The 22,921-nt window shown below is 73.8% G+C and carries 18 protein-coding genes and 1 pseudogene; 7 read left to right on the top strand and 12 right to left on the bottom strand.

All coding sequences use genetic code 11. The annotated features are described in order from the left end of the window. Positions 1-73 precede the first annotated feature (73 nt). Entirely contained in the window at positions 74-1,027 is a 954-nt protein-coding gene (locus BLR33_RS12175; protein ID WP_093784408.1) for a GDP-L-fucose synthase family protein, read from the top strand. Positions 1,028-1,188: 161 nt separating this feature from the next. On the opposite strand, the gene BLR33_RS12170 is transcribed toward BLR33_RS12175, so the two are convergent. From BLR33_RS12170 to BLR33_RS12160, 3 genes are all read right to left on the bottom strand, one after another. After that, positions 1,189-2,667, bottom strand: coding sequence for a sugar transferase (locus tag BLR33_RS12170; RefSeq protein ID WP_245771357.1), 1,479 nt, complete (start codon positions 2,665-2,667; stop codon positions 1,189-1,191). Between the two features lie 706 nt (positions 2,668-3,373). Beyond that, positions 3,374-4,072: a hypothetical protein gene (locus BLR33_RS12165; protein WP_093784406.1), complete on the bottom strand. Its 699-nt coding sequence runs from the start codon at positions 4,070-4,072 to the stop codon at positions 3,374-3,376. Between the two features lie 60 nt (positions 4,073-4,132). Then, positions 4,133-5,284 (bottom strand): glycosyltransferase, encoded by a 1,152-nt coding sequence (locus BLR33_RS12160; protein WP_093784405.1) that lies wholly within the window; start codon positions 5,282-5,284, stop codon positions 4,133-4,135. A gap of 506 nt (positions 5,285-5,790) precedes the next feature. Here BLR33_RS12160 and BLR33_RS12155 point away from each other — a divergent pair. Beyond that, positions 5,791-6,279 (top strand): VOC family protein, encoded by a 489-nt coding sequence (locus BLR33_RS12155; protein WP_093784404.1) that lies wholly within the window; start codon positions 5,791-5,793, stop codon positions 6,277-6,279. Positions 6,280-6,545: 266 nt separating this feature from the next. Here the strand turns inward: BLR33_RS12155 and BLR33_RS12150 are convergent, their stop codons facing one another. Beyond that, positions 6,546-8,165: an MFS transporter gene (locus tag BLR33_RS12150; RefSeq protein WP_093784403.1), complete on the bottom strand. Its 1,620-nt coding sequence runs from the start codon at positions 8,163-8,165 to the stop codon at positions 6,546-6,548. Between the two features lie 174 nt (positions 8,166-8,339). On the opposite strand from BLR33_RS12150, the gene BLR33_RS12145 reads away from it, so the two are divergent. Continuing rightward, positions 8,340-9,827, top strand: coding sequence for a hypothetical protein (locus tag BLR33_RS12145; protein WP_245771356.1), 1,488 nt, complete (start codon positions 8,340-8,342; stop codon positions 9,825-9,827). Between the two features lie 27 nt (positions 9,828-9,854). On the opposite strand, the gene BLR33_RS12140 is transcribed toward BLR33_RS12145, so the two are convergent. Next, a complete protein-coding gene (locus tag BLR33_RS12140) occupies positions 9,855-10,466 on the bottom strand; it encodes a TetR/AcrR family transcriptional regulator (RefSeq protein WP_093784402.1) in 612 nt (203 codons plus the stop codon). Between the two features lie 143 nt (positions 10,467-10,609). On the opposite strand from BLR33_RS12140, the gene BLR33_RS12135 reads away from it, so the two are divergent. Both BLR33_RS12135 and BLR33_RS12130 read left to right on the top strand, forming a co-directional pair. Further along, complete coding sequence (locus BLR33_RS12135) at positions 10,610-11,344, top strand: SDR family NAD(P)-dependent oxidoreductase (protein WP_093784401.1); 735 nt, start codon at positions 10,610-10,612, stop codon at positions 11,342-11,344. Positions 11,345-11,377: 33 nt separating this feature from the next. Beyond that, positions 11,378-12,010, top strand: a complete 633-nt coding sequence (locus BLR33_RS12130) for an NADPH-dependent F420 reductase (RefSeq protein ID WP_093784400.1) — start codon at positions 11,378-11,380, stop codon at positions 12,008-12,010. Between the two features lie 229 nt (positions 12,011-12,239). On the opposite strand, the gene BLR33_RS12125 is transcribed toward BLR33_RS12130, so the two are convergent. The 3 genes and pseudogenes from BLR33_RS12125 to BLR33_RS12115 all read right to left on the bottom strand — a co-directional run. Continuing rightward, a complete protein-coding gene (locus BLR33_RS12125; RefSeq protein WP_093784769.1) occupies positions 12,240-13,418 on the bottom strand; it encodes an MATE family efflux transporter in 1,179 nt (392 codons plus the stop codon). An 857-nt stretch (positions 13,419-14,275) separates the two neighbouring features. Then, positions 14,276-15,913: a tyrosine-protein kinase family protein gene (locus BLR33_RS12120; protein WP_093784399.1), complete on the bottom strand. Its 1,638-nt coding sequence runs from the start codon at positions 15,911-15,913 to the stop codon at positions 14,276-14,278. A gap of 373 nt (positions 15,914-16,286) precedes the next feature. Continuing rightward, positions 16,287-17,501, bottom strand: a pseudogene (locus BLR33_RS12115) (glycosyltransferase); the annotation flags it as partial. Positions 17,502-17,719: 218 nt separating this feature from the next. Between BLR33_RS12115 and BLR33_RS12110 the strand changes: the two are divergent. Further along, complete coding sequence (locus BLR33_RS12110; RefSeq protein ID WP_176930263.1) at positions 17,720-18,193, top strand: adenylyltransferase/cytidyltransferase family protein; 474 nt, start codon at positions 17,720-17,722, stop codon at positions 18,191-18,193. On the opposite strand, the gene BLR33_RS12105 is transcribed toward BLR33_RS12110, so the two are convergent. From BLR33_RS12105 to BLR33_RS12090, 4 genes are all read right to left on the bottom strand, one after another. Beyond that, the gene (locus BLR33_RS12105) at positions 18,135-18,857 is read right to left on the bottom strand and encodes a CDP-alcohol phosphatidyltransferase family protein (protein ID WP_093784767.1); all 723 of its coding nucleotides are present in this window, start codon (positions 18,855-18,857) and stop codon (positions 18,135-18,137) included. The genes BLR33_RS12110 and BLR33_RS12105 overlap by 59 nt on opposite strands. A gap of 169 nt (positions 18,858-19,026) precedes the next feature. After that, positions 19,027-20,226, bottom strand: a complete 1,200-nt coding sequence (locus BLR33_RS12100; RefSeq protein ID WP_093784397.1) for a serine hydrolase domain-containing protein — start codon at positions 20,224-20,226, stop codon at positions 19,027-19,029. Further along, positions 20,192-20,389, bottom strand: coding sequence for a hypothetical protein (locus tag BLR33_RS12095; RefSeq protein ID WP_093784396.1), 198 nt, complete (start codon positions 20,387-20,389; stop codon positions 20,192-20,194). Before BLR33_RS12095 ends, BLR33_RS12100 begins: the two co-directional genes overlap by 35 nt. Before the next feature lie 17 nt (positions 20,390-20,406). Continuing rightward, the gene (locus BLR33_RS12090; protein ID WP_093784395.1) at positions 20,407-21,756 is read right to left on the bottom strand and encodes a multidrug effflux MFS transporter; all 1,350 of its coding nucleotides are present in this window, start codon (positions 21,754-21,756) and stop codon (positions 20,407-20,409) included. A gap of 128 nt (positions 21,757-21,884) precedes the next feature. On the opposite strand from BLR33_RS12090, the gene BLR33_RS12085 reads away from it, so the two are divergent. Then, entirely contained in the window at positions 21,885-22,901 is a 1,017-nt protein-coding gene (locus BLR33_RS12085; RefSeq protein ID WP_093784394.1) for a Gfo/Idh/MocA family protein, read from the top strand. Positions 22,902-22,921 lie beyond the last annotated feature (20 nt).

The following is a 22,921-nucleotide window of genomic DNA, read 5'->3' as shown; positions in this document are numbered from 1 at the left end:
CCCGGATCCCGGTTCGTCAGGAAATGGCGGGAATACGCACTAAGGTGCGGCCCGGAATGGCACAATCGCGCCCATGACCGAACTGCTGCCGTCCAGGGCCCGGATATTCGTCGCCGGCCACCGCGGGCTCGTCGGCTCGGCGGTGGCCCGCAGGCTCACCGCCGACGGCCACACCGTGCTGACCCGGCCCCGCACCGAACTCGACCTGCGGGACGCGGCGGCCACCGCCGGCTACCTGCGGCAGACCCGTCCGGACGCCGTGGTGCTCGCCGCGGCCCGGGTCGGGGGGATCATGGCCAACGCCACCTACCCCGTGCAGTTCCTGGAGGACAACCTCCGCATCCAGCTCAGCGTGGTGGCCGGCGCCCACGAAGCGGGCGTCCCCCGGCTGCTGTTCCTGGGCTCCAGCTGCATCTACCCGCGGCTCGCCCCGCAGCCCATCCGTGAGGACGCCCTGCTCACCGGCCCATTGGAGCCGACCAACGAGGCGTACGCGCTCGCCAAGATCGCCGGCATCGTCCAGGTGCAGTCCTACCGGCGGCAGTACGGCGCCGGCTACATCTCGGCGATGCCCACCAACCTCTACGGACCCGGCGACAACTTCGACCTCGCCACCTCGCACGTGCTGCCCGCGCTGATCCGCCGCTTCCACGAGGCCGCGCGCGACGGGCTGCCCGAACTCGTGCTGTGGGGCAGCGGCACCCCACGCCGGGAGTTCCTGCACGTGGACGACCTCGCCGACGCGTGCGCGCTGCTGCTGCGGCGCTACGACGGCGACGAACCGGTCAACGTCGGCTGCGGCGAGGACCTGACGATCCGCGAACTCGCCGAGACCGTACGGGAGGTGGTCGGCTACCGCGGCGCCATCGGCTGGGACACGACCAAGCCGGACGGCACCCCGCGCAAGCTGCTCGACGTCTCGCGCCTGCAGTCGCTGGGCTGGCGTCCGCGCATCGCGCTGCGCGAGGGCATCGCCGCGGTGTACGAGGAGTGGCGGTCCCAGCAGGAGGCCGCGCCGGTGGCGTAGCGCGGGGGCGCCCGGTCCGTCGGCGGCGAACGCGCCTGCGGCGCGGCACCGTTCGGCGGGCGCGCCGGCCGACGCGGCTGCCGCGCAGCCCGCTTCGGCCGGAGCGCGGTCACAGGCCGGGCGGATGGGGCCGCGGTGCGGCGGGGTGGGCAGCAGGTCCACTAGAAGGCCCCGCGTCCGTCGACCACGGCCCGCAGAGTGCGCGCCATCACGTCCACGTCGCTCGCCAGCGACCAGTTGTCCACGTAGCGCAGGTCGATCGCCAGCGTCTCGTCCCAGGACAGCTCGCTGCGGCCGCTGACCTGCCACAGCCCGGTGATGCCCGGCTTGACCGCGAGCCGGCGCAGCGCCAGCTCGTCGTAGCGGGCGACCTCCTCCGGCAGCGGCGGGCGCGGGCCCACCAGGGACATCTCGCCGCGCAACACATTGACCAGCTGCGGCAGTTCGTCCAGCGACCAGCGGCGCAGCAACCGGCCGACCCGGGTGATCCGCGGGTCGTGCCGCATCTTGAACATCAGGCCGTCGTTCTCGTTGCCGCCCGCGCGCTCCAACTCGGCCTTGCGGGCCTCCGCGTCGGCCACCATCGTGCGGAACTTCCACATGGTGAAGGGCGCGCCGGCCCGGCCGTGCCGGGTCTGCCGGTGGAAGACGGGGCCGCGCGAGGTGCAGCGCACGGCGGCGGCCAGCACCGCGAACAGCGGGACGAGCAGCAGGAGTCCGAGCGCGGCACCGGTACGGTCCACGGCCGTCTTCAGCGCCACCTGCGCTCCGGCACGCACCGGCGGGGCTATGTGCAGCATGGCGAGCCCGGCGGGCGCGTCCAGTTGGACCCTGCGCACACCGACGTCGATCAGGCCCGGCAGCACCGCGAGCGGGACGTCCGCGTCGTGCAGCGCCCACGACAGCCGGCGCAGCCGCTCGGCGGCCAGCCGCGGCCCGGGCGCGACCAGCACCAGGTCGGCCTTGTGCTCGCGGACGGCGCCCAGCACGATGCCGGCGTCCTCGGCGGGCCCGGTCGGCGGCACCGGCCCGAGCCGGGCGGTCACCGCCGCCCCGCACTCCAGCCGGGCGGCGCCCACCGGCACCACGGCCGCGACCACGTAGGGGTGTTCGGCCCGCTGGGCGAGGTGGTCCACCACGAGATCGGCGGTGGCGGGCTCGCCGACCACGAGCACCCGGCGTACGGCGTGCGGGGTGCGCCGGACGGCCAGCAGGTGGCGGCGGGTGACGGTGCCGGCGGTCAGCGCCAGTACGGGCGCCGCGGTCAGCCCGGCCAGCGCCCGGCCGGGGCTCACGGTGTCGCCGAAGGCGGTCCGCAGCACGGCCAGGACCCCGAGCAGCACCATCCAGTCGCCCGCGACCGCCAGCAGTCCCGCCGCCCGCGCCTCGCCGAGGACGGCGGGGGTGTAGCGGCGGCGGGCGGCCCGTACGGCGATCCAGGCGGCGGCGGTGAGGAGACCGGCAGCCGCGGCGTGCGGGACGTGCCCGGCGAGCAGGGCGGTGACGGGCACACCGGCCAGCGCGTCGGCACACAGGGCGAGCGGCAGGTACCAGTCGGGCTTCTCGCCGGGCCGGGCCTCGCGCCTCGGGTGGGCGCGGCCGCGTCCGGTCAGCGCGCGGACGCCGTAACCCCCGGGCACGCCAAGGGCATCGGTGGTTCCCGATGCCCTTGTGCCTGCCGTGTGCGGAGCCATGCTCCGCCCGGGTCTCGCCTCGCTCTCGACGGGTATGCCGGACGCTGCGCTCGGTGCTGGATTTGCTTCGATACGCCGCATGGACCCCCCTGGCACATAGCGACCTACTCGCAACGGGCGGTGCCCCAGCACTTCCCCAAGTGCTGGCGCACCGTGACTACGAGCGAACGCTAGGGCACCCGGGCCCCACTTCGCTGCCGATTGCGCATATTCGAGTCGATGTCATGACAGAGTTAACCTGCGTGTCGAACTCCGTCAGCCCGAGGGTGTATAGAGCCGCGTACTCCCGGCGCACGGGGGTGGCGTGTGGGGCGCGGGGGTAGCCCTGTTGTTTCGTACCCGCCCGAGGGTGTTTCTCAACTCCCGTACGGCTGGGGCCGGTTGCGCCTCACCCCGTACGGCTGGGGCCGGTTGCGCCCGCGGCCCCGGCCGGGCGCGCGCCCGGCCGGGCCACAGCGGCGTGCTTCTGTGTGCGGGCCCCGCCGAGGCCGTTCCCAGCAGCCGGTGCTGCCGGGAACGGCTTCGACCGAGGACCGGCTCACGTGTAGGAGTAGTAGTACCCCGTCAGGTCGAGGCCACGTCCACCGGGGAGCTGCCACCGTTCAGGTCGGAGCGGAAGACGTTGGACGAGGACCGAGGCGGAACCCGCAGCTCAACGGCCTCGGTTTGTGCTGTCGTGGGGTGCGGCCAGGTGGGGATAGCCGATCTCGGCGATGTCCCGGGACAGGGCCGCCAGGTCGGCCGCGGGGTTCAGCAGCGATACGACGTGCTGGTGGAGCGGCCGCAATGCCCGGACATGGCGCACGCCTTCCAGAGCGACGGGGACCTCGTAGTAGTTCTCGGCGAATCGCTGGATGGCTTCCGCGGAACCGTCGGTCAGGAGGCCGAAGAGCCCCGTCGCCCCATCGGGATCGGCGCTGCCCTCGGGGAAGTCGATCGCCCCGTGGTGCCAGCGCTCATCCGTCGGTCCCCGCCACAGGCAGGCCGTCACCACCGGCACGCCCTCGTGGTCGGTGAACGCCGGCTCTTCCACGAAGGGCCTGAAGCGCTCGGGGACTTCGTCCACCACGCCCGGCCAGGGCTCGCCATCGTTGACGAAAGGGCTCATCGGTGATTCGTGGTCGAAGCCGCGCACATAGGCCCCGGCCGCGGAGAACACGATCGCGTACTCGTCTCCCGACCCGTTGCGCATCGAGGCCATCTCCTCGTCGTCGGCCCGACGGGCGTCGAAGGAGTGGTACCGGGCTTCCCAGTCCGGGCTCAGGATCGCCTCGAGCATTGCCAGCGAACGGCACAGGTTCCGCAGGTCGGCGATGGCGGGCAGCCGCCGGGCCACGTCGTGGACGGTCATGGGCTCATCCAACCCGATGCCACCGGCACACGGACCGTGCCGGGAGGGGTGCGGAACGGCTCAGTGGTGGGTGCGGACGGATTCGTAGAGGGAGAGGAGGTCGGAGACCACCGCGTCGATCGAGAAGCGGTCCCTGATGAGGGACCACGCCGCCGTCGAGGCTGCCGCGTGGGTCGCGGGGTCGAGGAGTTCGAGGACGGCCGAGGCGACCAGGGGGCCGTTGTCGGCGTCCGGGCGGCTCGCGGTGATCACGCCCGCTCCCGCGGCCTCGATGTCCGGGGACAGGCCGCCCGTCGCGGCCGCCACGACGGGGACGCCGACGGACATCGCCTCCAGCAGCGAGACCGCGAAGGGCTCGACCACCGACGGCAGCACATAGACATCGGCCTCGCGCAGCCGCCGCAGGACGTCCTCGTGGCCGAGCGGCCCCGGCGTCTCCAGCGCGTGCGCCACGCCGAGTTCGGCCGCCATCTGCCGCATCGGCCCGGTCAGCGCGCCCGTGTCGGGCCCGGCGAGGACGAAGCGCGCCTCGGGGTGGACCGCCAGCACCGCCGGCATCGCGGCCACGAAGTCCTCGGGCCGCTTGCGCTTCTGCACGCGCGCCAGGTAGAGGATCGTCGGCGGGCGCTCCCCTGTGTACGGCGGGCGGCGGTCCTGCAGTTCCACGCCGTTGACCAGCCGGTGGAAGGTCCGCAGCGGGGTGCCGGGGACGACGGCCTGCACGCCGTCGCGCTCCATGGCGGTCAGGTGCAGGATCGCGTCGGCCCGGCGCAGCACCCGCTTCATACCGAGCAGGTCCACTGCCTTGGCGAACACCTTCTCCGTCGGGTCGATCATGCCGTGCGTCTGGACCACCAGCGGCACCCCCGCCTCCAGGGCGATGAGCGCGAACGGCAGCGTGATCAGGTCCCGCATGAGGTGGACGTGGACCACGTCGGCGCCCTTGACCATCCGCCGCGCCCGCGCCAGCAGTCCCGGCGAGGTGATGCCGCTGACCTCGAAGGCGGGCAGCACGTGCCGGGCCTGGTGGACGAAGGACGGCACGCCCTCCAGCTCGGTGGGCAGCGGGCCGGTGAAGCCGTCGCCGAGGGTCGCGATCCGCGCGTCCACGCCCTTGCCGCGCAGCCCCCGCGCGAGGTTCAGCGCGACCCGCGTCGGGCCGCCGAAGTCGTTGGTGGGCGTGTGCAGGGTGACGACATGCAGGACCCTCACTCGAAGCCTCCCCCTGGTGCGCGCCGGCCCGCCCGCCGTACGGGCAAGCAGCAGCGGCACCCCCCTGGCACCGCCCGTCCAGCCTATCGGCGCCGGGCCTTCCAGGTGGGGCAACCGGGGATTCATCCGGGCATTCAGGGGATCGGCGGGACATCGGCGCCGCCGGCACCGATGAGTCGCGCCGCCCGCGGCAGTCTCAAGGGGGACGGACCGGCCTGCCGGGGCGACGAGCCCGGCACGGCGGGTACGGCGAAAGAACCGGACGGTGCCGGACGGTGCCGAGCAAGGACGGGTGCAGCCGACGGGCGAGGACGGATGGAGCCGAGCACAGCCCGACCGCGCGACACGGCCCGACAGGGACGGAAACGGCGCCGGAAAGGGCCCGCGCGGACCCGCCGGCCAAGCACCGGCCGAGCACCGGCCAAGCAGCGAAAAGGCCCCGGCCGAGCACCGACCGGGAACTGCCAGGAAAAGGCCCCAGGGCCGACAACAGCACGGAGGACCCGATGACCGCATCGGACAAGCAGCTGACGACCTGCCTGTGGTTCGACGGCCAGGCGGAGGAGGCGGCCGACTTCTACCTGTCGGTCTTCAAGGACTCCTCGCGCGGCCGGGTGGGCCACTACACCGAGGCCGGCCCGGGTGAGCCCGGCTCGGTGCTGACCGTGGAGTTCACCCTCAACGGCCAGCGCTTCGTGGGCCTCAACGGCGGCCCGCAGTTCCACTTCGACGAGGCGATCTCCTTCCAGATCCCCTGCGCCGACCAGGAGGAGGTCGACTACTACTGGAGCCGGCTGACCGAAGGCGGCGGCGAGGAGGGCCCCTGCGGCTGGCTGAAGGACCGCTTCGGGGTGTCCTGGCAGGTGGTACCGGACGCGCTGATCGAGATGGCGGCCGGCGAGGACCAGGAGAAGGCGGCCCGCGCGATGGCCAAGATGCTCACGATGCACAAGCTCGACATCGCGGAGCTGCGCCGGGCGTACGAGGGCGGCTGAGCGGAAGCAGAAGGGCGGGGCGCCCGTACGCCTTGAGGCTCGCACGCCACAAGTCCCGGGCCCCCGCCCGCGGTTGCCGGCCGCGTACGCGCGAAGGCGAGCCGCACACCGGCAACGAAGCGGCCCCCGCGGGCGATTGCCCACCCGCACTGCGTACCGCTCCTCACGCCCGCGGGGTCACCGCCCGCTGTTCGGCGCCGCCGAACGGCGGGCACGCCCGCCGAGCCACCGCGCACTGTTCCGGCCCGTCGAGCGGTCCGAACGCCTCACCCCCGCGGCGTCACCAAGTGCCGTACCCGCGGTTCCCCCGTCGCCAAGGCGGCGGCACGCTCGGCGAGTTCGGCGTCGTACGCCGTCAACCGGCCGCCGTGCTGGCGCAGGTGCTCCTCCCAGGAGGGGACCTCGAAGACCTCGACCCAGCTGCCGGGCTGCTCGGCGTCCTCGTAGAGCGACCAGTGCACGGCCCCCGTACGGCGCCGGGAGACGGCGAGCGCGGCCATCGCCGCCCGGAACGCGGCCAGTTGGCCGTCGGCGACCTCGTAGGTCACCTCCACCAGCACGGGGCCGTCCCCCGGTTCGGCCGAGGCGCCGATCATCGGCTCGGGCCAGGGCGCGACGATCTCCCGGTCGAAGGTGCCGGTGCGCTCGTGCAGCGGCCAGCGGGCCAGCGAGGCGGCGGTGAGCAGCAGCAGTGCGGCGGCGGCGAGCAGGGTGCCGCGGGTGCCGGTGGCGTCGGCGAGCAGGCCCCACACCAGGGTCCCGACGCCCTGGCCGCCCATGAACACCATCAGGTAGACGGCGAGCCCGCGGGCCCGCACCCAGCCGGGCAGGGCGAGTTGGAGGGTGGTGTTGAGGGTGGACAGGGCGTAGAGCCAGCCCGTCCCGGTGACGACCATGAGGACGGCGACCACCGCGGTCTGGGTGACGGTGGCGGCGACCGCGGTACCCGCGGCGAAGGCGAGGCTGCTGAGCGCGAGCAGCGGGCTGCGCCCGACCTTGGTGCGCACCCGCTTGATCGTGACGGCGCCGATGATGGCGCCCACGCCCAGCGCGCCGAGCAGCAGGCCGTAGCCGCCCGCGCCCAGGCCGAGCCGCTGCGAGGAGACCACCGGCAGCAGGCCCCACAGCGCGGAGGCGGGGACGACGAACAGCGCCGCGCGCAGCAGCACCCGCCGTACGCCGGGCGCGTTGCGCACGTAGCGGGTACCGGCCGACAGGGCCGAGCGCATCCGTTCGGGCACGCCCTGCGCCTGGGGCGAGCCGCGGTGCCAGGCGACCAGGGCGGCGGCGACGCCGAGGAACGAGGCGGCGTTGATGCCGAAGACGACCTCGGGGCCGGTGGCGGCGACCAGCACACCGGCCAGGGCCGGGCCGACCGCGCGGGCGAGGTTGACGTTGAGGCTGCCGAGCGAGGCGGCGGCGGGGATCTGCTCGCGCGGCACGAGTTCGGGCTGGATCGCCTGCCAGCCGGGGCCGGTCAGGGCGCTGCCGCAGCCCATGAGGAAGACCAGGGCGATGAGCACCGAGGGGGTGGTCAGACCCGCCGCGGTGAGGATCGCGAGCGCGGTGCTGACCGCGGTCATCGCCACCGACAGGACGATCAGGAGGCGGCGGCGGTCGAGCACGTCGGCGAGGACACCGGCCGGCAGCGACAGGAAGAGCACGGGCAGCAGCGAGGCGGCCTGCACCAGGGAGGTCAGGGTGGGGGCGTTGGGCTGGTGGACGAGCATCCACTGGGCACCCACGGTCTGCATCCAGGTGCCGACGTTGGAGCCGAGCTGCGCGATCCACAGCGACCGGAAGATGGGCAGCCGCAGGGGCGCCCACGAGCTGCCGCCCCCGGCGGGCGGCTGCGCGGGACCCTCGTTCGGCACGGACCCGGCCATGCGCACTCCTTCCGGCGGCCGCTCCGGACGGCCCGCCACCGCAGGAACGTACCGCCCCGGCCCCCGGCCCGATCCCGGCCATGGCTGCCGCCGCGGGCCGAACCGGGCGAAAGGCCGCTGCCGGCCGGGGCGGGATCGCTAGGCTGGGCCGAACGGGCAGGGGGCGAGGGGCGTATGGCGCTGGGGGCGGTGCAGGAGGAGACCGGCGGCGGGCTGCGGCAGCGGGTCGCCGTGCCGCGCGTGCCCAGGGCCGCGCTGTCGCGGGCGCTGGCGGTGCCGCTGGTGATCGGCGTGGTGGGCCTGCTGCCCGGTTATGTGCTGGCGCAGCCGGGCACGGGGGTCCACGACACCGCGTTCTGGCTGCAGTTGGCGCTGACGGTGTACGCGGGCGTGCGGTTGTGCGCGATGGTTCTCACCCGCAGACGGCGGCTGGTGCAGGGCGCGTTCTGGCTGTTCTGCTACGTGGCGCTCGGCATCGCCCCGCTCGCGCAGGACGTGATCGGGCAGGTGCCGACCCCGGTGGTCGGGCCGCGCTCGGACACCGCGCTCGCGGTGTCGCTGACGCTGATCGGCTGCGTCGCCTTCGATGTGGGCGCGCTGGTGGCCCGTTACCGGCCGGCCGAACCGCGCCGCCCGCGCCGCCAGGCCCTGGTCTCCCGCCGCCGGTTGTGGCTGCTGATCGCGGTGGCGTACGTCGGCAGCGCGCTGTGCATCGTCAAGCTCGGCGGTGTCGGGGTGTTCTTCTCCAGCCGGCAGGGCATCAGCGAGTCCGTGCAGGCCAGCGGCCTCACGGGCAGCGGGGGCGACAGCCATGTCGGCTCCGCCTTCATCCGCGGTTTCGGCACGGTGCCGGCGCTGCTCGCGCTGCTGGTGCTCATCCGCTGGATGACGCTCTCGCGCGCGGCCCGCCGCAACCTCCCGGCGATCGTCGCGCTCGCGGGCCTGGCCGTCCTCAACGTGATCGTCAACAACCCGGTGTCCAACCCGCGTTACTGGTTCCTGACGGTCGTCTTCGCGATCCTCTTCACCGCTTTCCCACGCAGCCCCGTGGTGTACCGCACGGCCCTGGTCACCGGCGTGGTGGCCGCGCTGCTGCTCTTCCCGTTCCTGGACCGCTTCCGCTACGACTCCGGCGGCTACCACCCGGTGCAGTCCACCTCCGTCCTGGAGCCGCTGACGCTCAAGGACTACGACCAGATCGGGATGTTCGCCAACACCCTGACCTATGTGGAGTCCGGCGCCGGCCACTCCGACGGCCGCCAACTGGCCGCCGACGTCTTCTTCTTCGTCCCCCGCTCGGTCTGGCACGGCAAGCCCGAGGACTCCGGCGTCGTGGTCGGCCGCTGGATGGGCATGACCAACACGAACCTCTCCTCCCCGCTGTGGGCCGAACTCTGGCTGGACTTCGGCCCCTTGGGCATGACGGCGGCCTTCCTGCTGATCGGGCACGCCGCCGCCCGCACGGACACCCGCTACGCCCGCCGTACGTCCTCGACCGCCCGATCGGGGTCCCTGGCGGCGGTGGTGGTCCCGCTGATCGCGGGCTACTCGTTCATCCTGCTGCGGGGCCCGCTGCTGCAGGCGGCGGGGCGGATCGGCATCGGCCTGGTGTGCCTGGCCCTGGTGACGACCTTCGAGGACGGCCGCAAGGCGCTGCGCTGAGGAAGCCGCCGGCGCGAAGTGCCCCCGTCAGCTGGGCACTTCCTCCGCTTGCCGGTCGTGGTCTGCCGTGGCGGGGAGGGCGTTGTCGATGAGGGCGGTGGCGATGGCGGCGGCGGTGGGGAAGGCGTCGGCGTTCAGGACGCGGGTGCGGGCGGCGGCGCCGTCGATGAGCAGGGCGAGTTGTTCGCCGAGTTGTTCGGGGTCGGTGGCGCCGGCTTCGCGGGCGGCGTCGGTGAGGCGGGCGGCGACGGCCTTCTTGTAGTCGCGTGCGTATTGGGACGCGGGGTGCTGGGGGTCGTGGAGTTCGACGGCGGTGGCGATGTAGGGGCACAGCGGCGTGGTGGGGGGGACGTCGAAGACGGCCAGGAGGCGCTGGCGGGGTGTGAGGTCGGTGCGGTCGAAGATGTCGGACAGAACGGCGGGGTCGAAGCGGCGCAGGTATTCGGTGACGAGTTCGTCCTTGCCGGCGAAGTGCTGGTAGGCGGTGCGCTTGGAGACTTCGGCGGCGGCGCAGAGCTGGTCCATGCCGGTGCGGTTGATGCCCTGTTCGCGGAAGAGGCGCTGGGATGCCCCGAGGATGCGTTCGCGGGCGCCGCGGCCGCGGCGGCGGCCGGTGGGTCCCTTCTCCAGTTCCGTCATGGGGTCAGTCTACCTCGATTGGGTAATGGTCGGTGTACTTAGTTTGCGCGCGGCGTCCTCACCCCGTACGGTAACCACACAGGGCGGTGTACATAACACCGTTCCCGCAGGTGCGCATGGCACCACCGACCGAGGGAGCGATCATGGGGAAGCTGGACGGCAAGGTAGCGGTCATCACCGGAGGGTCCACCGGCATGGCGCTGGCCGGCGCCAAGCTGTTCGTGGCGGAGGGAGCCCACGTCTTCATCACCGGCCGCCGCCAGGACGCCCTGGACGAGGCCGTGCGGCAGATCGGCCGCAACGTCACCGGCGTGCAGGGCGACGCCGCGAACCTGGACGACCTGGACCGCCTGTACGACACCGTCAAGCGCGAGAAGGGCAGCATCGACGTGCTGTGGGCCAGTGCCGGCGGCGGCGAGCCCGCCCCGCTCGGTGAGATCACCGAGGCCCAGTTCGACACCTGGTTCGGGCTCAACGCCCGCGGCACCCTGTTCACGGTCCAGAAGGCCCTGCCGCTCTTCAACGACGGCGGATCCATCCTCATGACCGGCTCCAACGCCTCCCTGGGCGCCTTCCCCGGCTGGAGCGTCTACGCCGGCAGCAAGGCCGTCCAGCAGGCATGGGCCCGGGTCTGGCTCAACGAACTCAAGGACCGCCGCATCCGCGTCAACGTCCTGACCCCCGGCCAGGTCGCCACCGCCAAGCAGGAAGAACTCTTCGACGAGGCCACCAAGCGCCAGTTCGAGTCCCTGATCCCCCGCGGGCAGATGGGCAGCCCCGACGAGATCGCCACCGCGGCCCTCTTCCTCGCCTCCGACGACTCCAGCTACGTCAACGGCATGGAACTCGTCGCCGACGGCGGCACCACCGCACTCTGAACCCGGCACCCGCGCACCCAGGGGACATCTCTCATGAGCAGCATCAGCATCATCGGCACCGGCAACATGGCCCGCACCATCGGCGCGCGGGCCCTGGCGGGCGGCAACACCGTCGAGATCATGGGCCGCGACCAGGCCAAGGCCGCGGACCTCGCCGAGGCCCTCGGCCGCGGCACCACGACCGGCGCATGGGGCACCGCCCCGGCCGGGGACATCGTCATCGTGGCCCTGCTGTACGACGGTGTCGTGCCGGCCGTCACCCACTACGGGGACGCGCTCGCCGGCAAGGTGATCGTCGACATCAGCAACCCCTTCAACGCCACCTTCGACGGCCTCGCCCACCGCGAGGAGACCTCGATCGCCCAGGAAGCCGCCAAGGCGGCCCCGGCGAGCGCCACCGTGGTGAAGGCGTTCAACACCGTCTTCCGCCACGTCCTGGAGAAGGGACGCCCCGACGTCTTCCTCGCCGGCGACGACGCCCGCGCCAAAGCCCGGGTGGAGACGTTCGTCGAAAGCCTCGGCCTGCGCCCCTGGGACGTCGGCGGCCTGAAGATGGCCCACTGGCTGGAAGGAGCGGGCGTCCTCACCGTCGGCCTCGCCAACAACGGCGTCGGCACCCTCGACTTCGCCCTGAGCGTCACCGCACTCCGAGCGGGGCGCCAGTAATCACAAAGGGCTCCCGGCGGGGGTGCCCGTAAGCAGGAACCAGCGGGAGGTGAAAAGCCCTGGAGCCGAAGGGCGCGTCGCTGTCGAAAAGGAGAGCGCGCGGAGGTCTCCGAGGAACGAGGAGATCGAGCACGGTCGACTGTCGACAGTGACTCCAGCGCCCGGAGGCGGAGGGGCGTCCCAAAAAAAGGAGGCGGGGAGCCGTTCTGCCCCCCTCCGTGCGCGCACCCTATTGGCTCCGGCTCTGTTCCCTGCTGATGCGGAGCCACAGGGCGGCCGCCTTCAGCAGGGAGCCCAGGGCCAGGCCCCAGGCCGCGCCCAGGACGCCGTCGAGGTGGTAGCCCAGCAGCATCAGGACCACCGAGGTGAGGGAGAAGGCGACCTGGATGGGGAGGGTGGCGCGAGGCTGGAGGACGCGGAGGGTGAGCAGGGCGCTGGTGCCCAGAGCGATGCAGGCGTACTGGCTGCCCGAGGCGGGGAGCAGGGCGGAGGACGCGGACCAGGTGGCGCCGAGGAGCTGGCGGCCCGCGTGGGCCGGGAGCAGCATCAGCACGGCGGTCCACGCGACCGCCGTGCCCGCGAGGGCGGCGGCGAGGACGACCGTGGCGCGCACCTTGGCCGTGGTGCCGCGGACGCGGTTGAGGAGCGGCGGGCCGAAGGCGGTGGCCGAGTTGAACAGGACGTTCATCGGGCCGAAGAGGGTGGTCGCGCCGCGGAGCGCGCCCACGGCGAGCGGCGCGGCGAACAGGCCGAGGCCGACCACCGCCAGCTGGCTCGTGGCGTTGCCGACGCCGAACTCCACGACGAACCGCTGACCGAGGTGGCCGCGCCGTACGTACGGCAGGATGTCGACCGGCGCCCCCTTCAGCCGCGGCCGCAGCAGCAACGCGGCCACCAGCAGCGCGGGCAGGCCCGACAGCCCCCACACCCCCACCAGCCGCACCGCGCCGGTGCCCTGCGGCTGCACGGCGAGCGCGGGGACGGCCACCAGCAGCCGTACGGTGTCGGCCACAAGGGCGAGGTGCGGCAGGCGCAGCGCGGAGAAGCAGTAGCGCATGCCGTCCTGGGTGAGGACGATCGGCAGGACGGCGCCGAGGACGGCCAGGCCGTGGGCGGTCGTCCCGCCGGTGAAGGCCAGCACCGCGGCCATGGACCAGCCGAGCAGGGCGGAGGCGGTCGCGGTGAAGGCCACGGCCGAGCGGCACGCGGCCCGTACCCGCTCCGAGCCGCGCTCCAGGACGAGCGCCTGGCCGACGTAGGAGACGTTCACGCCGAGCAGCACGGTGAAGACCATGTACACCATGGAGAACACCGAGAAGGCGGCCGCGGAGGAGAGCCGGGCGGCAACCACCAGCACGATGATGTTGGTGAAGGCGGCGACGCCCTGGTCGGCGACGGAGCTGGCGATGGCGGCGGCGCTGCCCTTCCCGCCGGGCCCGGCGGGGTCCGCGGTGGGGGCGGTTTCCGCGTGTCCAGCGGCTTTGCGCCGCTCCGAGGGCCCGCGCCCTTCGAAGGACGCGCTCCACTCGTAGGGGTCCGCCCGGTCGAAGGGCTCGGCCTCGTCGAAGGGGACGCTCTGCTCGAACGGGACGCTGTGCCCGCGGAGTTGCGTGCCCTCCGGATGGACCGCGGGTCCGGCCCAGGGGTCGGCCGCCGTGCTCCCGCCGGCGTGGGATTCCCGGTCCGGGATCGGGTCCGCCCACAGGCCGGCGTCCGCCCGGGCGCGGGGCAGCCCGTCGGTGAGGGGTTCGGCGAAGACGGCCGGGCCCGCCCAGTGGTCCACGTCCTGCGGGTGGGGACGGTGCCGTGCCTCGCCGGCCGGGTTCGCGAACGGATCGGCGTGGGAGTCGGCGTCGTCGGCCCACGCGTGGACCGCGGCAGTGCCGTTGCCGAGGACCGTGTCGGCGCCGACACCTGTGCCGGTGCGGGCGTCGGCACCCGTGCCCGGCTCGGCGAGCAGCGCGTGCCGCGGCCACTCCTCGGTGGCCTGTGCGGGCTCCGGCTCTTCCGCCGGGTCGGCGTCGAGCCAGGCCGGCAGGCCGGCGGGCGCGGCTGCGTGGGTCGGCTCGTGCGCCGGTTCCTGGATCGCTTCGTGGATCGCTTCGTGGGCGGGCTCGCCCATCGGCTCGTGCGCCGGCCCTGCCGTCGCGTCCGGCGTCGGGCCCGAGGGAGACACCGGGGGAAGCACCGAGGGAGTCGGCGGGAAAGGTGCGGGGACGGCCCCGGGGGCCGCGGAGGTGGGGTGCCGCCGCGGGGCGGGGCCCGTCAAGGGACCGGGTGGCGTTCCGGGGAGGCAGGGGCCGGTTCGGTGGGCGGTTCGGTGCGGGCACCCGGGGTGGCGCGGCGCCTGCGGCCGGGCAGCCGCAGGCGCGATCCGGGCGGCGGGTCGGAGCGGTGCAGCACCGTGCCGAGGACCGCTCCCCCGGCGCCCTCGATCAGCTCCCGCACCCGGGCCAGGTCCTCGCGGTGCACCTCGCGCGGGTCGCACACGACGACCACGCCGTCCACCCGGTCGGCCACGGCGAGCGCGTCGGCGTAGGCGAGCAGCGCGGGGGCGAGGACGACCACCACCGTGCCGGGCTCGTCGGCCTCGGCGAACAGCCGGCTGGCCGGGGCGGAGGTCAGCGCGCGGGCGACGTTGCGCACGCGGCGGCCGGGCACCAGGTCGAAGGAGCCCGACTCGCCTGCGTCCACGGGCAGTTGGAGTCCGGCGGGCCAGCCGCCTTCGCCGACGCCGGGTGCACGGGCCCAGCCGGGGCGGGCCGGGTCGGCGGAGGGCAGGCGCCCGGAGAGGGAGGGGGTGCGCAGGTCGGCCTCGACGAGCAGCACCTCGCGGCCCATCTCGGCGAAGGACGCGGCCAGGTTGACCGCGACGGCGGCCGGAGTGTCGCCGGTGCCGCGCGGGGCGACGACGAGCAGCCGGCGGCGCTCGGCGAACCGCTTGTCGTGGCCGAGCCGGAAGGCGATGGCGCGGTACTCCTCGGCGAGGCGGCCGCCGGAATGGCCGCCGGCGAGCAACTGCCGCTGCTCGCGGGCCCGGTGGCGGGGCAGGGTGCCGAGCACGGGCGCGTCCATCACCCGGGTGACCTCGCCCACCGAGCGGGGCCGCGGGTCGAAGATCAGCCGTACCCAGGCGGCCAGCAGGCCGAGCGCCACTCCGACACCGAGGCCCAGGCCCAGCATGAGCGGCAGGCCGGGGCCGGAGGGCGAGCGGGGCACGGTGCCGGGCTTGATGACGGTGCCGGGAGTGGTGTCCAGGGCCTTCAAGTCGGCGATGTCGCCCTGGAGTTCGGTGATCTTGCTCAGCAGGTTGGTCTGCAGCGAGACGAGGCTGCCGACGCTCTGGGAGTTGCTGGTGTTCCTGATCTGGTCGAGCAGGTCGTTGCGCTGCTTGGTCAGCGGGTCGAGCTGGCTCTTGTAGCCGGCCACCATCTTGTCGATGGTGGAGTTCGTCTGCGCCCGGCGGTCGGCGAGGTAGGCGGTGGTGACGGCGTTCACCCAGTCGGCGGCGTCGCGGCCGGTGCTCGCGCTGCACGAGAAGCGCAGCACCAGGGTGTTGGGCGGGTTGGTGACCTGGAGGCAGTGCGCCAGCTTCCTGGCGGGCGCCCGGACCGCCTTGGCGGCGGCGTCGGTGATCTTCGTGCTCATCGCCGTCTGGCGCTCGGTGCCGATGTCGATGTTCTTGTCGGCGGTGGCGCCCGTGGCGAAGGGGTCCGCGGTGGCGGCCCTGACCATCACCTCGCTGGTCGCCGTGTACGTGTCGGCGCCGCCGACCGCGAGGTACGCGCCCCCGGCCAGGCCGACGGCGATCCCGGCCGCGATCAGCCCGCGGTAGCGCAGGATCTGCCGGACCTGGTCCCGTACGAGGTCGACGTCCTCCCCGTCCGTGTTCCCGTCAGCCACCGAGCCCCTCCTTCTCCCCCGCGGCGGCCTCCGCCGCCCCGGTGCCCCCCTGGCTCCCGCTCCCCGCCGGCACGGCCGCGCCGCTGCCCGCCGGGGTGTCCTTCTCGTCGTCGGCCGCGGTGTGCGGCGCCGCGGCCGGATCGTCCGTTCCGTCGCCCGTGTCCTCGTCCCGCGGCTGCTCGCCGTCCGGGCCCGCCGCCGTCCCGATGTCCGGAGCCGCGGAGGGCTTCGGTGGAACGGCAGGCGCGGTCGGCGGGGGCGGCAACGTCCGCGCGGGGGCGGCTGTTTGCTCGCGGCTCGCGCTCGGCTCCGCACCCGTCCGTTCCGCGGCCGCTTCGGGGCTCCCGGCACCCACAGCCGGCGCGGCCGAGGGCCTCGGCGGGGGCGGCGGGGCCAGGGAGAGCGCTTCGGTCAGGAGGGCGTCGATGCGGGCGAGGCCCGCCGCCGGGGTCAGGTGAGCCTCCGCGTAGGCGGGGCCGGCCGCGGCCAGGGCGGCCATGCGGTCGGGGTCCGCGGTCAGGGAGGCCAGCGCGGTGAGGATCGCGGGGGCGGACTCCGGGGGCACGTTGACGCCCGCGCCGGAGCGGGTGATCTCCAGGGCGGTGCCGCTGTCCGGGGCGACGGAGCCGAGGACGGGGCGGCCCGCCGCGAAGTACGAGGTGAGCTTGGACGGCAGGCTCATGTCGCGGACGGAGGCGCGCTGGGTGACCGCGAGGACGTCGGCGGCGGCGAGCACGTCGGCGAACTCCTCGTCCGCCGCGGGCGGCATGAAGTCCAGGTTGGGCAGGCCGCCGGCCAGTGCCCTCAAGTGCTCGCGCTGGTTGCCGTCGCCCATGAGCACCACCCGCAACTCCGGTGCGGAGCGGGCCGTTTCGACCAGCACCTCCAGCCCCTGCTTGAGGCCCATGTTGCCCGAGTGCAGCAGCACCACCTGGCCGGGGCGCCAGCCGAGCCGGGCCCGCATCTCCTCGCGGGAGCGTGAAGGGCGCCTGATGTGGGACCAGTTGGGCACCACCCGGACCCGCTCGCCCGGCACGCCCATCGCCTCGACCTTCGGCGTGAAGGACTCGTGGATCACCCCGACCAGCGCGGCCTGCCGCAGCACGTGCCGCTCGACGCGGCCGGCGACGAGCGCCGCTGGGCCGCCGCCGCGGATGCCGCTCTGGGCCGCGGCCGCGCCCATCAGGTCCTGCACGACGGGGATGAAGGGGACGCCGTGCCGCTGTGCGGCCCGGGCGGCGAGCAGGCCGCCGGCCAGGCTCGGCATCTGGGCGAACACCGCGTCCGGGCGGCCCATGCCCTCCGGCTCGTCGCGGCCGCCGCGCAGCACGGACGCCTCGAACCGGGCGCGGTTCAGGGCGGTTTGACGCGCGGGCACCACGTGGCCGCGGCGGTGCACCCGCACCCCCGCGCGCTCCTCGACGACCCGCTCCACACCCGCGTAGGCGGGGTCGAGCCGCCAGGCGGGGTAGTGCGGCATCCCGGTGAGCACGTGCACCTCCGCACCGCCCGCCGCCCAGTGTTCGGCGATCTGCGTGGCGTAGGGCGCTATTCCGGCGTGTTCCGGCGCGTAGTTGGTGGAGACCAGCAGCAGACGGCGGGCACCCGACGATGACACGGAGTGTTCCTTCCCCCCAGACTCGGACAAGTGCCCACCTTAACCATTCACCAGTCCATCACACCGGCGCTTGCCGAGCGTTGGCTTTCGGCAAATCCCCCGTTGACCGCCATACACCCGGCTATCGTCAAAGACTCGACAGTGCCGGGGAGCGTGCTCCCGGCGCAGACGTACGGCTGGGGGGTCGCATCGTGCAGCATCGGGTGGGGTACGCGCCAGGGGTCTACGACCTTTTCCACGTCGGGCACTTGAACATCCTGCGGCATGCCCGCAGCCAGTGCGACTACCTGGTGGCGGGCGTGGTCTCCGACGAGATGGCCGAACTCGCCAAGGGGCGGCGGCCGGTGGTGCCGCTGGTGGAGCGGCTGGAGATCGTGCGCAGCGTGCGCTGGGTGGACGCGGCCTTCGTGGAGACGGTGCCGGAGAAGCTGGAGACGTGGCGGCAGGTCCGCTTCGACGTGATCTTCAAGGGCGACGACTGGCGCGGCACCGACAAGGGGCTGAAGCTGGAGCGGGACTTCGCGGCCGTCGGTGTGGAGGTCGTCTACTTCCCCTACACCGTGCACACCTCGAGTACCTTGCTGCGCAAGGCGCTCGACGCGCTCAGCGCACCGGCGCCGGGGCGGCCGGCGCAGGCGGTCGGCTCGCCGGAAGCGCTCTGAGCTGCCGGAACCACTTGGTGAGGAAGGCCAGCAGGAAGAGCGCGTGCACTGCGAAGAAGGCCGCGTAGGCCCAGCGGAAGGCGCTTTGGCTGCCGAGCAGCAGGAACACCGCGCACAGGACGCCGTAGTCGGCGGGCAGCAGGGCGACGGCGCGCAGCCGTGACGGGGTGGGGGCGGGCTGCCCCGGCGGCGGCTTCGGGGTGAGCTTGTCGGTGAGCAGCCCGCCGAAGAAGACCAGCACGGCGGTGAGCTGGAAGCCGAGCGGCAGCAGCAGCCAGCCGTCGCCGGGCAGGTCGAAGTGCTGGTGGAAGGTGATGAGCACGGCCGCGTGCAGGGCGGTGATCTTGGCGCAGTCGACCACGTGGTCCAGCCACTCGCCGGCCGGGCCGCCGGCTCCGAGCAGCCGGGCGAGCTGGCCGTCGGCGGAGTCGAGGGCGAAACCGAGAGCCAGGGCCGCGTAGACGGCGACGGCCAGCGGCCAGGACGGGGCGGCCAGCGCGAGGGCGGCGATACCTGCGCCACTGAAGGCGGCACTGAGCAGCGTGACCTGATTGGGCGTCAGTCCGAGCCGGTAGGCCGTGGCGGCGAACAGCCGGCCGACCGGGCGGTTGACGTAACGGGAGTACAGCGAGACGCCCTTGGCGCTCTTCTGGGCGTCACGCAGCCGGCCGAGCGCCTCCCCGTAGCCCAGGGGCCGCCGCCGTGCCGGCGCTCTCGTCGGTGTCACGCTCTGCGCCACGCGGCCCCCCGGCCCCTCGGTCGGGCCGCGCCCTGCCGCCGCCCGGATCGCCCCATGATGGCAGCTCCCGCCCGGCCCGGGGGCGGGAACGGGCTCAGGAAGCGGCTCGGGGCGAACGGACGGCGCGGGCGAGCCGGGTGGCGGCCGCGGCCCGGGGTGCGCTGCCCTCGCGCCAGGTACGGGAGGGGTGCACGGAGTTGGCGAGCAGCACCAGGAAGGTGTCGGTGGCCGGGTCCAGCACCAGCCCGGTGCCGGTGAACCCGGTGTGCCCGAGCGCCCCGCGCCCGGCCAACTCGCCCATGAACCAGGGCTGGTCGGCCTCGAAGCCCAGCGGGCGGCGCTCCCCGTCGGGCCCGGGCACCCCGCCGAGCAGCAGCCGCACCGCGTCGCGGCCGAGCACACCGTCGATGCCCTCGTGCCGGCCGTCGAGCAGGGCGCGGCAGAACAGGGCGAGGTCCCAGGCAGTGGAGAACAGCCCGGCGTGGCCCGCGACACCGCCCATCGCGTACGCGTTCTCGTCGTGGACGATGCCGTGCACCATGCCGCGGTCGAGCTTGCCCCAGGGCCTGCGCTGGTCCTCGGTGGCGGCGATGCGGGGGCGCCAGGAGGCGGGCGGGCGGAAGCGAGTGGCGGTCATGCCGAGCGGGGTGGTGATGCCGTCGGCGATGAGCCGGTCGACGCCGCTGCCGGTGACGGACTCCAGCACGGTCTGGAGCAGCAGCAGGTTGAGGTCGGAGTAGCAGCGGGCGGTGCCGGGCGGGGTCAGCGGCTCCTCGGCGGCGAGGCGGGCGGCGCGCGCGGCGGCGTCCGGCTCGTCGTGGAGCGGCAGTTCGGGGCGCAGCCCGGAGGTGTGGGTGAGCAGGTGGCGCAGGGTGATGCCGTGCGCGGCGGCGGCTTTCAGCGCCGGCTCGTAGGCGGCAACCGGGGCGTCCAGGGCGAGCGTGCCGGCCTCGATCTGCCGTACGGCGGCGACGGCGGTGAAGAGCTTGGTGACCGAGGCCAGGTCGAAGACGGTGTCCGGGGCGGCCGGCACCCACTGCTCGCGGGGCAGTTCGATGCCGGTGTCGGCCGCCTCGTCGTAGCCGCCGTAGCGGACCGCCCATCCGACGCCCTCGTGCAGGACCACGTCGCGGCCCCGGCCGGCCAGCACGACCGCGCCCGCGCACCAGGGGCGGGGCCGGCCGGCGGCGGGGTCCGGCGCGAGGTACGAGGTCAGCTCGGGGACGATCCGGGCGATCTCGTCGGTGTCGAGACCCGCCTCAGGGCAGGTACCTCTCGACAGCGGCGGGGCCATGTTCCTCCAGTGCCTTGCGGGCCTTCTCGATCAGCTCCGGGGTGCAGTCCCGGCCGGAGGCCATCACCAGGTCCTCCGGGTCCACGGTGTGCTCGCCGCCCGTGTGCAGTGTGCTGTCTGCGGTCTTGAACGCCCAGGTGCGCTCGTCCGGATCGTCGGACATCGCTTCCTCCCGAGGGTCTAGGGTGCTTCCACCGTACGCCGACCGCGCAGGCAGAGCCCGACGAAACTCGCCACGGCGACCACGACGCAGGTCAGCTGGGTGATCGCCATGGGCACCGCGGTGCCGTCGCCGGCCACGCCCGCCAGCGGCGAGAGCACCGCTCCGATCAGGAAGGAGGACGTGCCCAGCAGCGCGGAGGCCGAGCCGGCGTTGTTCTTGGTGCGCAGCAGCGCCTGGGTGTTGGTGGTGGGCAGCACCAGGCCCATGGAGGCCATCATCACGAAGAGCGAGGCCGCGATCTCGGGGAGCGTCGCCTTGCCGAGGACGCCGGTGGTGAGCACCACCAGGGCGGCGGTGGACAGGCCGATCAGCACCAGCCCGACGGCCAGCACCCGGTCCATGTCGACGCGGCCGACGAGCACCTTGCCGTTGAGCTGGCCGACGCCGACGATGCCGACGGAGTTCAGGCCGAAGAGCAGGCTGAAGGTCTGCGGGGAGGCGCCGTAGATGTCCTGGACGACGAAGGAGGAGGCGGAGACATAGGTGAACAGCGCGGCGAAGGCGAAGCTGCCGGCGAGCACGTAGCCGGTGAAGACGCGGTCGGCGAGCAGCACCTTCATGGCGCCGAAGGTGGACTTCAGCTCTCCCTTGTGGCGCCGCTCGGGCGGCAGTGTCTCGTGCAGGCGGCGCCAGACGACGGCGGTGAGCAGGGTGCCGATCACCGTGCAGACCACGAAGACCCCGCGCCAGCTGGTCAGCCGCAGGATCTGGCCGCCGATGACGGGCGCGACGATGGGGGCGACGCCGGAGATCAGCAGCAGGGTGGAGAAGAAGCGGGCCATCGCCAGGCCGTCGTAGAGGTCGCGGACCACGGCCCGGGAGATCACGATGCCGGCTGCGCCGGCCAGGCCCTGGACCAGGCGGAAGCCGATGAGCAGGGGCGCGGAGGCGGCGAAGGCGCACACGGCGGTGGCCAGGACGTAGATCACCATGCCGGCCAGCAGCGGACGGCGGCGGCCCCAGCGGTCGCTGAGCGGCCCGACGACGAGCTGGCCGAGCGCCATGCCGGCCAGGCACGCGGTCAAGGTGAGCTGCACGGTGGCCGCGGAGGCGTGCAGGGCGTCGGAGACCCGCGGCAGTGCGGGCAGGTACATGTCCATGGACAGCGGGGGGAGCGCGGTCAGTCCGCCCAGGACGAGGGTGACGACGAGGCCGGTGTCGCGGTGCTCGCGGCCTGCTTGCTGCCGCGATAGGGGGTGACGGGGGTGGCGGGAGCCGGCCGCGGTGGGGGCGGGCGGTGCGGCGGGGTCGGCGGTGAACTGGGCGGGGGCGTCTGGCCCGGCGTCCTGCACGGGGGCACTCTCCATCGATGTAGTTGAAGCGTTGCCTATTCTTTCAGTCGGCGCGGGCCGCCAGAAGCGGATATCCGGTGACCGAGACGGTGGGTTCCGGACGCGTGAGGGCGCAGGTACGAGGAGCGAGGACGGGCAACGCGATGAGCGAGGGCACACGGAAGATCCGCTGGGGCATCCTGGCGACCGGCGGCATCGCCGCGACCTTCACCGAGGCGCTGCTGTCGCTTCGGGAGGACGCGGAGGTCGTGGCGGTCGGCTCGCGCACCGCGCAGAGCGCCAAGGCGTTCGCCGAGCGGTACGGCATCGCGCGGGCGTACGGCAGTTGGGCCGAGCTGGCGGCCGACGAGGACGTGGACGTGGTGTACGTGGCCACGCCGCACTCCCACCACCGCGAGGCCGCCGGGCTGTGCCTGGAGGCGGGCAAGGCGGTGCTGTGCGAGAAGGCGCTCACGATCAACAGCCGTGAGGCGCGCGAGCTGGTGGCGCTCGCCCGCGACCGGGGGCTGTTCCTCATGGAGGCCATGTGGACGTACTGCAACCCCCTGATACGGGAGCTGGTGCGGCTGGTCGGCGAGGGCGCGATCGGCGAGGTGCGCGGGGTGTCGGCGCACTTCGGGTTCTTCCAGGACTTCCCGCCCGAGCACCGCATGCGCAATCCCGCCCTGGGCGGCGGCGCGGTGCTCGACCTGGGCGTCTACCCGGTGTCCTTCGCGCAGCTGCTGCTGGGTGAGCCGGACGCGGTGCAGGCGTGGGGGCACCTGCTGCCGGAGGGCACCGACGCGGCCACCGGCATCGTGCTCGGCTGGGACAACGGCGCCGTGGCGACGCTCAGCTGCGGCTTCACCTCCGACATCGGCTCGCCCGCGGTGGTGACCGGCACCGCGGGGCGGATCGAGATCCGCGACGGCTTCTTCCACGCCGGCGAGATGGTGGTGCACCGGCGCGACCGGGAGCCCGAACTGGTCGCCTTCGCCGACATCCACCCGGCCGACCCCGACCACACCACGATGCGGCACGAGGCGCGCGAGGTGATGCGGGCGCTGCGGGCCGGGGAGACCGAGTCGCCGCTGGTGCCGCTGGAGGGGTCGCTGGCGGTCATGCGGACCCTGGACCGGGTGCGCGAGCGGATCGGGGTGCGCTACCCGGGCGTGGACTGACGCCGCGCCGACGGGCCCCC

This window comes from Actinacidiphila guanduensis (assembly GCF_900103985.1).
GTDB lineage: Bacteria > Actinomycetota > Actinomycetes > Streptomycetales > Streptomycetaceae > Actinacidiphila > Actinacidiphila guanduensis.
Note: the sequence above shows the minus strand (reverse complement) of the source record. Positions and strands in the feature narration are given on the sequence as shown.